This is a genomic window from Micromonospora sp. S4605, assembly GCF_003176715.1.
GTDB lineage: Bacteria > Actinomycetota > Actinomycetes > Mycobacteriales > Micromonosporaceae > Micromonospora > Micromonospora echinaurantiaca.
Genome location: NZ_QGSW01000162.1, coordinates 1 through 12,953 on the forward strand (window position 1 = coordinate 1; position 12,953 = coordinate 12,953).

The 12,953-nt window shown below is 75.7% G+C and carries 12 protein-coding genes; 6 read left to right on the forward strand and 6 right to left on the reverse strand.

The window, feature by feature from the left end:
• Nucleotides 1–130 precede the first annotated feature (130 nt).
• Together DLJ47_RS35380 and DLJ47_RS11570 are read left to right on the forward strand one after the other, a co-directional pair.
• Nucleotides 131–403: a GlsB/YeaQ/YmgE family stress response membrane protein gene (locus tag DLJ47_RS35380; RefSeq protein WP_146228077.1), complete on the forward strand. Its 273-nt coding sequence runs from the start codon at nt 131–133 to the stop codon at nt 401–403.
• Between the two features lie 134 nt (nt 404–537).
• On the forward strand, nt 538–1,176 hold the full coding sequence (locus DLJ47_RS11570) for an STAS domain-containing protein (protein ID WP_109900071.1): 639 nt from the start codon (nt 538–540) through the stop codon (nt 1,174–1,176).
• An 18-nt stretch (nt 1,177–1,194) separates the two neighbouring features.
• Here the strand turns inward: DLJ47_RS11570 and DLJ47_RS11575 are convergent, their stop codons facing one another.
• Nucleotides 1,195–1,944 (reverse strand): DNA-formamidopyrimidine glycosylase family protein, encoded by a 750-nt coding sequence (locus DLJ47_RS11575; RefSeq protein ID WP_109900042.1) that lies wholly within the window; start codon nt 1,942–1,944, stop codon nt 1,195–1,197.
• A 113-nt stretch (nt 1,945–2,057) separates the two neighbouring features.
• Between DLJ47_RS11575 and DLJ47_RS11580 the strand changes: the two genes are divergently transcribed.
• Nucleotides 2,058–3,134, forward strand: coding sequence for a spore photoproduct lyase family protein (locus DLJ47_RS11580; protein WP_233257786.1), 1,077 nt, complete (start codon nt 2,058–2,060; stop codon nt 3,132–3,134).
• Nucleotides 3,135–3,177: 43 nt separating this feature from the next.
• On the opposite strand, the gene DLJ47_RS11585 is transcribed toward DLJ47_RS11580, so the two are convergent.
• The 4 genes from DLJ47_RS11585 to DLJ47_RS11600 are packed head-to-tail and all read right to left on the reverse strand — an operon-like array spanning nt 3,178 to nt 6,756.
• Nucleotides 3,178–3,630, reverse strand: coding sequence for a MaoC family dehydratase (locus DLJ47_RS11585; RefSeq protein WP_109900044.1), 453 nt, complete (start codon nt 3,628–3,630; stop codon nt 3,178–3,180).
• Nucleotides 3,627–4,799, reverse strand: a complete 1,173-nt coding sequence (locus DLJ47_RS11590; protein WP_109900045.1) for an acyl-CoA dehydrogenase family protein — start codon at nt 4,797–4,799, stop codon at nt 3,627–3,629. Before DLJ47_RS11590 ends, DLJ47_RS11585 begins: the two co-directional genes overlap by 4 nt.
• Nucleotides 4,800–4,832: 33 nt before the next feature.
• Nucleotides 4,833–5,591, reverse strand: coding sequence for a 3-oxoacyl-ACP reductase FabG (gene fabG / locus DLJ47_RS11595; protein WP_088993353.1), 759 nt, complete (start codon nt 5,589–5,591; stop codon nt 4,833–4,835).
• 16 nt (nt 5,592–5,607) lie between these two features.
• A complete protein-coding gene (locus DLJ47_RS11600; RefSeq protein ID WP_109900046.1) occupies nt 5,608–6,756 on the reverse strand; it encodes an acyl-CoA dehydrogenase family protein in 1,149 nt (382 codons plus the stop codon).
• 88 nt (nt 6,757–6,844) lie between these two features.
• On the opposite strand from DLJ47_RS11600, the gene DLJ47_RS11605 reads away from it, so the two are divergent.
• The 3 genes from DLJ47_RS11605 to DLJ47_RS11615 are packed head-to-tail and all read left to right on the forward strand — an operon-like array spanning nt 6,845 to nt 10,047.
• A complete protein-coding gene (locus tag DLJ47_RS11605; protein WP_109900047.1) occupies nt 6,845–7,510 on the forward strand; it encodes a TetR/AcrR family transcriptional regulator in 666 nt (221 codons plus the stop codon).
• Nucleotides 7,511–7,558: 48 nt separating this feature from the next.
• The gene (locus tag DLJ47_RS11610; protein WP_109900048.1) at nt 7,559–8,977 is read left to right on the forward strand and encodes an aldehyde dehydrogenase family protein; all 1,419 of its coding nucleotides are present in this window, start codon (nt 7,559–7,561) and stop codon (nt 8,975–8,977) included.
• A complete protein-coding gene (locus DLJ47_RS11615; RefSeq protein ID WP_109900049.1) occupies nt 8,974–10,047 on the forward strand; it encodes a Zn-dependent alcohol dehydrogenase in 1,074 nt (357 codons plus the stop codon). Before DLJ47_RS11610 ends, DLJ47_RS11615 begins: the two co-directional genes overlap by 4 nt.
• 71 nt (nt 10,048–10,118) lie before the next feature.
• Here the strand turns inward: DLJ47_RS11615 and DLJ47_RS11620 are convergent, their stop codons facing one another.
• Complete coding sequence (locus DLJ47_RS11620) at nt 10,119–12,866, reverse strand: helix-turn-helix transcriptional regulator (RefSeq protein WP_109900050.1); 2,748 nt, start codon at nt 12,864–12,866, stop codon at nt 10,119–10,121.
• Between the last annotated feature and the right edge of the window lie 87 nt (nt 12,867–12,953).

The window sequence follows — 12,953 nt, forward strand, 5'->3', positions numbered from 1 at the left end:
CCCCCCTGCCGACCGGTGGGGCGGCCCGCTCCAGCGGCCCGAACGGTCGCCCGTACGGCAGGGCGGCGGTCGCCTCGCCGTCGTGATCGCCCGCGCCAGCGGCCGCGGGCCGAGTACCGAGGAGGACAGCATGACCGCGACCGGTCTCGGCACGGCGGTGGCCATCGGCCTCGCCGTCGGGGCGGTGGGCCGGTTCGCCGTACCGGGCCTGCGGGCCGTCCCGGTCTGGCTGGCGCTGGTGGTCGGGGTGGTCACCGCGGTGCTGGGCACGGTGGTGGTCGGCCTGGCCGACGCCGGCGGCCGCTTCGGCCCGATCGACCTCGTCGTGCAGGTCGGGTCGGCCGTGGCCGGCGTCGCCCTGGTCGCGCTCACCACTGGACGCGAGGGATCCGACCCGACCTGATCCGGGCTTCCCGGCCCGGCCGTCCCGCCGCCGGGCCGGACCGGCCGCTCCGGCGGCCCGCCCGACGGACGCCGGCGGGGCGGCGACCGGGACGCGAGGGCCGCCGGGCCCGGGCAGAACGCGAGGAAGAGGACATGACCGTCGTACCCGACGAGAACCTGATGACGCTGATCTGCGACGCCTGCGGCGACACCGTCCGGGCGACCGCCTGCGTGCTGCCGGACGCCGAGGTGGTCTGGACCCTGGTGTCCGAGCACGGCTGGAGCGGCTCGCCCTTCGCCACCGGGCCGCACCGCTGCCCGCGCTGCGCCCCGCTGCCGCCCGACCCGACCGACCCCACCGACGGCGGCCAGCCCGGCGAGGTGCTCGGCATCGACTACCTCGAGGACGTCCCGGTGGTGAGCGTCGCGGGCGACATCGACCTGGACGGGGGCGACGCGCTCCGGGCGGCGCTGCACGGCGCGGTCGAGGTGCGCGGGCACGTCGTGGTCGACCTGGCCCGGGTCCACCTGATCGACTCCACCGGGCTCGGGCTGCTGGTCCGCGCCCACCGGGACGCCCGCGAGCGCGGGGCGGTGCTGTGCCTCGCCGCGCCGTCCCGCTACATCCGCACGGTGCTGCACACGATGCGGGTGGACGGGCTCTTCCCGGTCTTCGACACCGTCGAGGAGGCCGTCGCGGAGGTGGCCGGGTCGAACCGGGCCGCCGGGTCGGCGGGCGCCGGTGCGGAGCCGGCCCGGCGTGCGGCGGCCGCCCCCGTCCGGGCCGGCTGAGCCCCGCCGCCGGCCGGGTCAGCCGCGGGGTTGGTCGACCGGGCAGGCGTACGCCGAGCGCCCGCCCAGGTCCCAGACTCGCACCGGAGCGCCGCAGCGCCGGCACGCCTGCCGCTTGTAGACCCACCGTTCGTCCGGGGCCGCCGGGTCGCTGACCACCTGGCCGGCGTCCCGGCCCAGGGCCAGGTACCGCACCGCGAGGTCCCACAGCCGCCGGGCCGTTTCCGGCCCGACGTCCCTGGTGTCCGGATCCAGGCCGGCGAGGAAGAGCAGTTCGGCCCGCCAGGCGTTGCCGATGCCCGCCCAGACCGCCTGGTCGAGCACCGCGGCGCCGACCGCGCCCCGCGCGGCGGCCAGCCGGCGGACCGCCTGCACCGGGTCGGCGTCGGCGCGCAGCGGGTCCGGCCCGAGCGCGGCCCGCAGCGCGCTTTCACCGCCAGGTGGAAGCGGCTCGCACCGGATCGGGGCGATCAGGTCGTACGCGACGGCGGCGCCGGCCAGCCGCAGCCGCACCCCGCCGCGCGGGGCGGCGGTCGGGTCGTCGTAGCGCAGGAACAGCCCGCGCATGCCGAGGTGCACGTGCAGGGTCGGGCTGCCGTCCAGGTGGTAGAGCAGATGCTTGCCGTACGCCTCCACGGCGTGCAGCCGGCGCCCGTCGTACGGGCCGGGATCGAACCGGCCCTGCGGGCTGGAGACCGCCAGCACCTGCCCGGCGAGCGCGGCGTGCTGCTCGCGGGCGTACCGGTGGATCAGGTGCCCTTCGGGCACGTCAGCGGCCTCGGCGGGGCAGTGCGGGCATGGCGGCGGATACCCGGCACGCCCGACGGGAAACGTCGCCACCGGCGGGAAGACGGGCGGTCGGTCCGCAGTTGTACTGGTTCGTGACCGACGTCGTCCCGCAGTCCCGGCTGCTCGACATCCGGCGGATCTTCGTGGAGCCGGAGGCCGCCGCGCTCCCGCGCGGCCAGCAGGTGCTGGCCCGCTTCCCCGACGCCGAGCGGATCGAGATCGACAGCCACACCCGCATCCCGGAGCTGTACGGCGACGAGACGAACGTGGCCCGCTGGGTGCGGATCAAGACCGAGACCCTGGTCCTCGGGGTGAAGAAATCGCTCACCGCCCGGCCCAACGGCCGTTCCAGCGACTTCATCGCCCCGTCCACCGCCAACGGCTGCGCGATGGCCTGCGCCTACTGCTACGTGCCCCGGCGCAAGGGCTACAGCAATCCGATCACCGTCTTCGCCAACATCGAGCGGATCACCGGCTACCTGTCCCGGCACGTCGCCCGGCAGGGCGTGAAGGACACCCCGAACCAGTGCGACCCGCACGCGTGGGTCTACGACATCGGCGAGAACTCCGACTGCTCGCTGGACGCCCGGGTCAGCGACACCGTCCGTGACCTGGTCACCTGCTTCCGCGACCTGCCCACCGCCAAGGCCAGCTTCGCCACCAAGCACGTCAACCGGGACCTGCTCGACTGGGACCCGCGCGGGCGGACCCGGATCCGGTTCTCGCTGATGCCCGCCCGGGACGCCAAGCTGCTCGACATCCGCACCTCACCGGTCGCCGAGCGGATCGCCGCCATCGACGACTTCGTCGCCGCCGGGTACGAGGTGCACGTCAACTTCAGCCCGGTGGTGGTCCGCGACGGCTGGCTGGACGACTGGGCGGAGCTGCTCGACCAGCTCGACGCCGGGATCGGGCCCCGGGCCCGGGCGCAGCTCGCCGCCGAGGTCATCTTCCTCACCCACAACGACCGGCTGCACGAGGTCAACCTCGGCTGGCACCCGAAGGCCGAGGAGCTGCTCTGGCGCCCGGACCTGCAGCAGCCGAAGCGCTCGCAGACCGGCGGCTGGAACGTGCGCTACCGCACCGGCCAGAAGGGCCGCTACGTGGCCGCGCTGACCGAGCTGATCGCTGCCCGGGCACCGTACTGCCGCATCCGGTACGCCTTCTAGTGCGGCCGCCGGCCGGGCCATGCGGCCCGGCCGGCGCGCGAACTCACGCGTAGAGGCGGCTGACCGTCTCGGCGACGCAGACCGGCTTGCCGCCCGCGTCGCTCTCCACGGTGACCGCGGCGACCAGTTGCACGCCGCCGTCCACCGGGGACACCTCGGCGATGGTGGCGCTGGCCCGGATCGCGCTGCCGACCCGCACCGGGGCCGGGAACCGCACCCGGTTCAGCCCGTAGTTGACGCCCATCCGCACCCCGTGCACCCGGTAGAGGCGGCCGGCCAGCGCCGGCAGCAGGGACAGCGTCAGGTAGCCGTGCGCGACGGTGCCGCCGAACGGGCCGGCGGCGGCCCGCTGCGGGTCGACGTGGATCCACTGGTGGTCGTCGGTGGCGTCGGCGAAGAGGTCGACCCGGCTCTGGTCGACCCGCTGCCAGTCGCCGGGGCCGATGGTCTCACCGACCGCGGCGGCCAGCTCGTCGAGGGAGGCGAAGATCCTCATGCCAGGTGCCCGCCCAACTTGGTGTAGCCGCGCAGCAGGTCCCGCGCGATGATCAGCCGCTGCATCTCGTCGGTGCCCTCGAAGATCCGGTAGAGCCGGACCTGCCGGTACCAGCGCTCGATCGGCAGCTCCCGGGTGTAGCCCATCCCGCCGTGGATCTGGAGCACCCGGTCGACCACCCGGTTGACCATGCCCGCGCCGTAGAGCTTCGCCATCGACGAGGCGTGCCGCGGGTCCATCCCCTGGTCCACCGTCCACGCGGCCCGCAGGATGAGCCAGCGGGCCGCCTCCAGTTCGGTCTCCGAGTCGGCGATCATCCACTGGATCGCCTGGTTCTCGCCGATCGGCCGGCCGAACGTCTGCCGGCTGTTGGCCTGGTCGATCGCCATCCGCAGGGCGCGCTCGGCGATGCCCACCGCGTGCGAGGGGATGGTGTAGCGGCCCTTGCCGATCCACTCCATGCCGAGGGTGAAGCCCTGGCCCAGCTCGCCGAGGATGTTGCGCCCGGGCACCCGGACGTCTTCGAACACCAGCGAGGCCGGGCCGCCCTCCCCCATGGTCTGGATGAACTCCGACCGCCAGCCCATCGACCGGTCCACCAGGAACGCGGTGGCGCCGCCGTTGCGCGCCCCCTTCTCCCGGTCGGTCACCGCGATCACGATGGCGAAGTCCGCCTCGTTGCCGCCGGTGATGAAGGTCTTCTCGCCGTTGAGGATCCAGTCGTCGCCGTCCCGGCGGGCGCTGAGCTTGATGTTGGCCGCGTCCGATCCGGCGCCCGGCTCGGTGATCGCGAAACAGCTGCGCCGCTCGCCCTCGATGGTCGGGATCAGGTACTCGCGCTTCTGCTCCTCGTTGCAGTGGAACAGGATGTTGTCGGCCTCGCCGCCGAACCGGAACGGCACGAACGAGCGGCCGATCTCGGTCCAGATCAGCGACTGGGTGACGGCCGAGAGGTCCATGCCGCCGTACTCCTCCGGGGTGGCCAGCCCCCAGAAGCCGAACGCGCGCGCCTTGAGCTGCAACTCGCGCAGCTCACCCGGTTCCAGCCCGGGCCGGTGCGCCCGTTCCCGCCGCAGCAGCTCCTGCTCCAGCGGCATGACCTCCTTGGTGATGAAGTCGCGGGCGGTGTCGCGGATGGCCCGCTCGGTGTCGGAAAGCGCGAAGTCCATGTCCCCTCCGGATGCTGAGCTGGTACGCGCGCCTCAGCGCGCGCCGCCGTTGACGTACAGGGTCTGGCCGCTGACGTACGAGGCGTCGTCGCTGGCCAGGAAGGCGATCACCGAGGCGATCTCGGCCGGCTGGGCGACCCGGCGCAGCGGGGTGTGCTCGGCGACCATCCGCTGGTGCTCCTCCGGGCTGGCGCCCACCCGCTGGGCGGTGGCGGCGGTCATCGCGGTGGCCACGTAGCCCGGGGCGACCGCGTTCACCGTGATGTTGAACGGGCCCAGCTCGATGGCGAGGGTGGCGGTCAGGCCCTGCACGCCGGCCTTGGCCGCCGCGTAGTTGACCTGGCCCCGGTTGCCGAGCGCGGAGCGGCTGCTGAGGTTGACGATCCGCCCGTAGCGGGCCGCGACCATGTGCTGCTGGGCCGCCTGGCAGCAGAGGAACATGCTGGTCAGGTTGGTGGTCAGCACCGCCTCCCAGCGCTGCAACGGCATCTTGAACAGCAGGTCGTCACGGGTGATGCCGGCATTGTTCACCAGCACGTGCAGCCCGCCGTAGGTGCGCACCACCCGGTCGGTCAGCGCGGCGACCGCCTCCGGGTCGGTCACGTCGGCGCCGATCCCGACGGCCCGGCCGCCGGCCGCGGTGATCTCGTCGGCGACGGCCTGGCTGCGCTCCGCGTCGAGGTCGACCACGGCGACGGCGGCGCCCTCGGCAGCCAGCCGCCGCGCGGTCGCGGCGCCGATGCCCTGCGCGGCGCCGGTGACGACGGCGACCCGGTCGGCGAATCTGGTCACGGTTGCTCCCTTGCGGTCAGAAGGCGTTCACGCCGGTGAGCGCGCGCCCGATGAGCAGCTGCTGGATCTGGCTGGTGCCCTCGTAGAGGGTGGCGACGCGGGCGTCGCGCAGGTACTTGCCGACCGGGTACTCGTCGATGTAGCCGTACCCGCCGAAGACCTGCACGGCGTTGTTCGCCGCGCGGACGGCGGCCTCGCTGGCGAACAGCTTGGCCATCGACGCCTCGGTGGCGAACGGCTGGCCCCGGTCGATCAGGTCGGCGACCTGCCAGACCAGCAGCCGGGCGGCGTTGGTGTCCACCGCGATGGCGGCGAGCAGCTGCTGCACGAGTTGGTGGCCGGCGATCGGCTTACCGAACTGGGTGCGCTGCCCGGCGTAGCCGACCGCGGCGTCCAGGCAGCCCTGGGCGATGCCGACGCAGCCGGCGGCCACCGACATCCGGCCCTTGGCCAGGGTGGCCAACGCCAGCCGGAAGCCGCCGCCCTCCTCGCCCAGGCGCGCCGAGTCCGGCACCCGTACGCCGTCGAAGCGCAGCTCGCCGGTGGCCTGGCCGCGTAGGCCGAGCTTGCCGTGGATCTCCCGGCGGGTGAGCCCGGGCGCGTCGGTCGGCACCAGGAACGCGGTGATGCCCCGGTGGCCGGGCCCGCCGGTGCGGGCGAAGACCAGGGCCACGTCGGCGGTGGTCCCGTTGGTGATGAACGTCTTCGTGCCGGTGAGCAGCCAGTCGCCGCCGTCGCGGACCGCCCGGGTGGCCAGCGCGGCGGCGTCCGAACCGCTGTCCGGTTCGGTGAGCGCGAAGCAGCCGAGGGCGGTGCCGGCGCAGAGCCGGGGCAGCCACTGTGCCCGCTGCGCCGGGGTCCCGTGCGCGGCGATCGACTTGGCCACCAGCCCGAGCGACACCGACACGATGCCGCGCACGGCCGAGTCGCCCCGGCCGAGTTCCTCCAGCACCAGGCAGTACGCGAGGTGGTCGCCGCCGGAGCCGCCGTCGGCCTCGGGGATGGTCAGCCCGAGGAAGCCGAGCTGGCCGAGCTTGCCGACGATCTCCGGGGCGACCGACTCGCGCCGGTCCCAGGCCGCCGCGTGCGGGGTCACCTCGCGGTCGACGAACTCCGCGGCGAGCCGGCGGACCGCCGCCTGCTCGGCGGAGAGCTGAAGGTCCATGGCCGATAAACTAGCGCTGCAAGTTTAATTCCGTCCAGACCCGGCTGTGGCAGAGTTTGCGGCGGACCATCGAGCGAGGGAGGGACGGATGCCCCGGCCGCGGCAGGCGCTGCTCAGCCGGCAGCGGATCGTCGAGGCCGCCGCCGCGCTGATCGACGCGGAGGGCCTGGAGGGCTTCTCCACCCGCCGGCTCGCCGCCGAACTCGGGGTACGCGGGCCGTCGCTGTACAACCACTTCGCCACCAAGGACGAGATCCTCGACGCGGTGGCCGACAGCGTCACCGGCCAGGTGGACGTGTCGTTCTTCGGCCACGTCGACTGGCGCGAGGCGCTGCGCCGGTGGGGGCACTCCTACCGGGCGGCGCTGGCCGCGCACCCGAACATCGTGCCGTACCTGGCCCGCGGGCCGGGTCGCCGACCGGCGGCGCTGGCCATGGCCGACGCCGTCTACGGTGGACTGGTCGACGCGGGCTGGCCTCCCGCCCGGGCCACCCACATCGGCGCGCTGATGCGCTATTTCGTCGCCGGTTCGGCACTCGGCTCGTTCGCCCGCGGCTTCGTGGAGGATCCGAGCCTCTACGCCGAGCAGTACCCGCACCTGACCCAGGCGCACCGGCTCGCCGAGCACCAGCAGCGGGTGGACGAGGGCGCCTTCGCGCTCGGCCTCGACGCGCTCATCGACGGGCTCTCCCGCACCTACGAGGAGCACATCGGGCCACTGCCGCCCCTCCCGTCGGCCGGTACGGCGTACTAGAGTCAAAACTTGCACCGCTAGTTTTGGCCGACGTACGTGAGGGGCGCTATGGATCTCGCACGGACCGACATCTACCTCGACGGGGCCTGGGTCGCCGCCTCCTCCGGGCAGGCCCTGGCGGTGCGCAATCCGGCGACCGAGGAGGTCGTGGCGACCGTGCCGGCGGGCACGGCGGCCGACGTCGATCGCGCGGTCGCGGCGGCCCGGGCCGCCTTCCCCGGCTGGGCCGACACCGCCCCGGCCGAGCGGGCCGCCGCGCTGGACCGGCTGCACGCCGCGCTCACCGCGCGGGCCCACACCGTCGCCAACACCGTCGCGACGGAGCTGGGCACCCCGCTGAAGATCGCCGTCCGGGTGCAGGCCGGGCTGCCGCTGACCGTGCTGCGCAGCTACGTCGACCTGGCCGGCCGGCCACCGGCGGAGGAGCCGGTCGGCAACTCGCTGGTCGTCCGCGAACCGGTCGGCGTGGTCGGGGCGATCACCCCGTGGAACTACCCGCTGCACCAGGTGGTGGCGAAGCTGGCGCCCGCCCTGGCCGCCGGCTGCACGGTGGTGCTCAAGCCGAGCGAGCTGACCCCGCTCACCGCGTACCTGCTCTTCGACGCGATCCACGAGGCCGGCTTCCCGCCCGGGGTGGTCAACCTGGTGCCCGGCACCGGCCCGGAGGTGGGCGAGGCCATCGCCGCCCACCCGGACGTCGACATGGTCTCCTTCACCGGCTCGACCGCCACCGGGCGGCGGATCTCCCACCTGGCCGCCGACCGGATCGCGCGGGTGGCGCTGGAACTCGGCGGCAAGTCCGCCAACGTGATCCTCGACGACGCCGACCTGGCCGCCGCGGTGAAGGTCGGGGTGGGCAACGCCTTCCTCAACTCGGGGCAGACCTGCACCGCCTGGACCCGGATGCTGGTGCACCGGGACCGCTACGACGAGGCGCTGGCGCTGGCCGCCAAGGTGGCCGAGGGCTACCGGCTCGGTGATCCGTTCGACCCGGACACCCGGCTCGGCCCGGTCGTCTCCGCCGCCCAGCGGGAACGGATCGCGGGCCACGTCGCCAAGGGGCTGGCCGACGGCGGCCGGCTGGTCGCCGGTGGCCCGGACGCCCCGCTGCCGGAGCGCGGCTACTTCGTCGCTCCGACGGTGATCGCCGACGTCGACCCGGACAGCGCGCTGGCCCAGGAGGAGGTCTTCGGCCCGGTGCTCGCGGTCATCCCGGTCGACGACGAGGACGCGGCCGTGGCCGTCGCCAACAACTCCCGGTACGGACTGGCCGGCGCGGTCTGGTCCGGCGACGAGGAACGGGCGCTGCGGGTCGCCCGGCGGCTGCGCACCGGAGCCGTCGACATCAACGGCGCCCCGTTCAACCCGCTCGCCCCGTTCGGCGGCTACAAGCAGTCCGGCCTCGGCCGCGAGCTGGGCCGCTACGGACTGGACGAGTACCTGCAGACCAAGGCCATCCAGCGGTGAGGGCGCTGGTCGCCCGGGCGGTGGGCGAGCCGCTGCGGGTGGAGGAGGTGGCGCTGCCCGCCCCCGGGTCCGGCGAGGTGCGGGTGGCCATCCGGGCCGCGGGGGTCTGCCACTCCGACCTGTCCATGGTCAACGGCACCCTGGCACCGCCGTACCCGCTGGTGCTCGGGCACGAGGCCGCCGGCGTGGTGGTCGAGGCGGGCGCCGACGTCGACCGGGTCGCCCCCGGCGCGCACGTGGTGCTCAACTGGGCGCCACCGTGCCGGCAGTGCTGGTACTGCGGGCACGGCGAGCCGTGGCTCTGCGAGCGGGCCGGCTCTCCGGCGGCCGCGCGGGGCCGGACGTCGACCGACGAGCCGCTGCACGTCACGCTCGGTCTCGGCGCGCTGGCCGAGGAGGTGGTGGTGCCGCAGGACGCGGTCATCCCGGTGCCGGCGGAGCTGCCCTTCGACGCGGCGGCGCTGCTCGGCTGCGCGGTGCTCACCGGGGTCGGCGCGGTGCGTCGTACCGCCCGGGTGGCGCCCGGCGACTCGGTGGCGGTGATCGGCCTCGGCGGGGTGGGCCTGTCGGTGGTGTCCGCCGCCCGGGCCGCCGGCGCCGATCCGGTGCTCGCGGTCGACGTGTCGCCGGCCAAGGCGGAGCTGGCCGGCGCGGCCGGCGCCACCGACTTCCTGCTCGCCGACGACTCGCTCAACAAGGCGATCCGGGCGCGGACCGGGGGGCGCGGCGTCGACCACGCACTGGAGTGCGTCGGACGCGGCGCCACCATCCGCACCGCCTGGCGGGCCACCCGGCGCGGCGGGCAGGTGATCGTGGTGGGCATGGGCGCGAAGGACGACGTGGTGGGGTTGAGCGCGCTGGACATCTTCCACTCGGCCCGGACGCTGCGCTCCTCGGTCTACGGTTCGTCCGATCCGGACCGGGACGTGCCGGATCTCGCCCGGGCCGTGCTCGACGGCGCCCTCGACCTGGCTCCCCTGATCACCGACCGGACCGGGCTGGACGGCGCGGCGGCGGCGTTCGAGCGGATGGTCCGGGGCGAGGGCGCGCGCACCGTCGTCCTGCCCTGACCGCCCCGTTCGCCACCGGCACGACCGGGACCGCGCGGCCGGCGCCGAGGCTCGGGCCGCCGAGGCGGTCGTCAGGAGAGCGCCCGGGCCAGTTCGGTACGCGAGCGGATGCCGAGCCGGTGGAAGATGTTGCGCAGGTGGTGGTCGACGGTACGGGTGGACAGGAACATCCGGGCGGCGATCTCCCGGTTGGTGGCCCCCTCGGCGACGAGTTCCGCGATCCGCAGCTGCTGGCCGGTGAGCAGCCGCGCCGCCGGCAGGTCGGGCGTGCCGACCGACTCCCCGGCCGCCCGCAGCTCGGTGGTCGCCTGCTCGGCCCAGGCGGCCAGGCCGAGCAGGCCGAAGGTCTCCCGGGCGGTGTGCAGGTGCTCCCGGGCGTCCCGGGGGCGGCGGCTGCGGCGCAGTTCGCGGCCGAGGAGCAGCTCGGTGCGGGCGCGCTCGAACGCGCCGGCGTCCGCCGGGTGCAGCCGCAGCGCCGTGCGGAACCCGTCCTCGGCCCCGGCGCTCCCCCGGGGCGCCAGCAGCGCGTGGCAGCGCGCCGACAGCGCCCGGCGGGACGGGCTCGCCGTGCTGCTGGCCCACCGGTCGAAGACGGCGAGCGCGGCGGCGGCCGCCGGCCGGTGGGCCGTGCCGGCGGCGGCCTCCACCAGGTACGGGGTCGCCATCACCTGGATCAGCACCTGCCCCCGGCCGATGCCGGGTCGGGCCAGGGCGGTCAGCCGCGCGGCGGCGGCGTCGTGCCGGTTGGCCACCAGGTCGAGCACCGCGAGGGCCCACTGCGCCAGCGCCCGGGGCCGGCTGTACGGCGCGGCCGCTTCTCCGATCTCCCGGATCCGGCGCAGGCTGCTGTCCCGGTCCGCCCGTACCGCGGCCAGCACCGCGAGCATGCCCAGGTGCACGCCGGCGCAGTTGACCTGGCCGGTCTCCCGGGCCACCCGCAGCCCGTCGCGCGAGGTGTCCGCCGCCGCGTCGTGCCGGCCCAGCCAGTACTCGGCGATGGCGCGCAGCTCCAGCGCCCGGGAGAGCAGGGACAGCTCGCCGCGGGCGCGCGCCAGCTCGACGGCGCGCTCGGCGAGCCGGTGGGCGGCGCCGTCCACCGCGACCAGCAGGCCGGCGACCGCCGCGCAGGTCAGCGCGGTCGGGGTGAGCGCCGGCCCGGTCAACCGGTTGCCGAGGACGACGGCCCGGCGCAGCGCGGGCCCGCCCCGCTCGTGGTCGCCGCGCAGCGTCGCTGCCACCCCGGCGGCCAGCGCGGTCATCAGCTCGGCGGCGGGCGGGTCCCCGGGCCGGCGCAGCGCCGCCGCCCGACGCGCCACCTCGGCGTACCGGTACTGGTCGCCGGTGAAGCAGACCGCTTCCCCGGCGCGGACCAGCGCGCCGAGGGCGGCGAGCCGGTCGACGCCGGACACGGCCGCCGCGGCGGCCAGCAGGGTGGCCGAGGCGGCCGACGGCGCGCCGCAGCGCAGTTCCAGCTCACCGCGGAGCAGCTCGGCCCGGGCGGCGGTGGTCGGGTCGACCGGGCCGGTCACCCGGGGGTCGGCCAGCAGCCGCCGGGCCCACTGTGGTCGGCCGGCGGTCCAGGCGTGCCGGGCGGCACCGACCAGCCGAACGGCGGCCTGCCGGGGCGTGGCGCTGAGTTCGGCGGCCCGGGCCAGCGCCGCCGCCGCGGTCTCCGGGGTGGCGCCGGCGGCCGCCGCCTCGAGTTCCGCCGCCACCGCCGGATCCGGTGGTTCCGCCGCGGCGGCCCGGTGCAGGGCGCGACGCAGCCGCTGGTCGGGGCCGTCGAGCACGCCGGCGAGCAGCAGGTGGGCGGCGCGCCGCGCGGCCAGCGGAGCGCTCTGCGCGACCACCGCGCGGGCCAGCGGTTGCGGCAGGGTGACCCGCCGCGCGTCGACCCGGACCAGGCCGGCCGCCTCGGCCGGGGCGAGGGCCTCGACCGCGGTGCCGGCGGCCCGCGCGGCCCGGGCCAGGGTGGCCGGGTCGCCGTCCGGGTCGAGCGCGGCGAGCAGCAGCACGCGCCGGGTGTCGGCCGGCAGCCGGCCCAGCCGGGCGCGGTAGCCGCGGCCCAGCGCGCCGTCGACCGGCGGCGTCTCGGGCAGCGGCTCGTCGCCCCGGCACTGCCCGGGGGTGAGCACCTCGGCCAGGTCGACCAGGGCCTGTGGGTTGCCCCCGGCGACGGCGGTGAGGGCCACCGCCACCGCCGGGTCGAGGCGGGGCAGCCGGTCGGCCAGCAGGGCGGCGCCGGCCCGATCGTCGAGGGGCCGTAGCCGGTGCCGGGGCACTCCCCCGGCCACCGCGTCGGTGCCGGCGGTGAGCAGGACGGCGACCGGCAGCTCGCGCAGCCGGCGGGCCACGAAACCGACCACCTCGGCGGTCTGCGGGTCGCCCTGGTCGACGTCGTCCATGGTGCACAGCAGTGGGCGCTCCCGGGCGGCGGCGGCGAGCAGCCCGAGCACGGCCATCGACAGGGCGAGCCGACGGTGGGCCGGGCAGCCGGCGCCGGCGAGCGCCGCCCGCAGCGCCCCGCGCTGCGGTTCGGGCAGCGCGTCGGCCCGGTCCAGCAGCGGGTCGAGCAGGCGCTGCAGTCCGGCGTACGGCATCGCCGCCTCCTCGGTGAGCCCGGCGCCGGCCAGCACGGTACGGGCGCCGGCCTGCCGGTGCGCGTAGCCGACCAGCGCGGTGCGGCCCGCGCCCGGCTCGCCCCACAGCAGCAGCGCGCCCCCGGCGTCCGGTGGTCCGTCGAGCAGCCGCCGGATGGCCGCACATTCGGCGTCGCGGCCCCGCAGTCCAGTTAATTGCACTGTCGATGCAGCAACCATGCATCGAGTGTCACCTATCGGAAACCGGAAGGAAAGAGTCGTTTCCCCGCGAGCTGCCCCAGGTCAACCCGCGCGGCGGCCAACCGG

Excerpts from the sequence above, each read along its gene's own strand:
- DLJ47_RS35380 (WP_146228077.1), top strand. The coding sequence starts at position 131 with ATGACCGCGACCGGTCTCGGCACGGCGGTGGCCATCGGCCTCGCCGTC.
- DLJ47_RS11570 (WP_109900071.1), top strand. The coding sequence starts at position 538 with ATGACCGTCGTACCCGACGAGAACCTGATGACGCTGATCTGCGACGCC.
- DLJ47_RS11585 (WP_109900044.1), bottom strand. The coding sequence starts at position 3,630 with ATGAGGATCTTCGCCTCCCTCGACGAGCTGGCCGCCGCGGTCGGTGAG.
- DLJ47_RS11590 (WP_109900045.1), bottom strand. The coding sequence starts at position 4,799 with ATGGACTTCGCGCTTTCCGACACCGAGCGGGCCATCCGCGACACCGCC.
- DLJ47_RS11600 (WP_109900046.1), bottom strand. The coding sequence starts at position 6,756 with ATGGACCTTCAGCTCTCCGCCGAGCAGGCGGCGGTCCGCCGGCTCGCC.
- DLJ47_RS11605 (WP_109900047.1), top strand. The coding sequence starts at position 6,845 with ATGCCCCGGCCGCGGCAGGCGCTGCTCAGCCGGCAGCGGATCGTCGAG.
- DLJ47_RS11610 (WP_109900048.1), top strand. The coding sequence starts at position 7,559 with ATGGATCTCGCACGGACCGACATCTACCTCGACGGGGCCTGGGTCGCC.
- DLJ47_RS11620 (WP_109900050.1), bottom strand. The coding sequence starts at position 12,866 with ATGGTTGCTGCATCGACAGTGCAATTAACTGGACTGCGGGGCCGCGAC.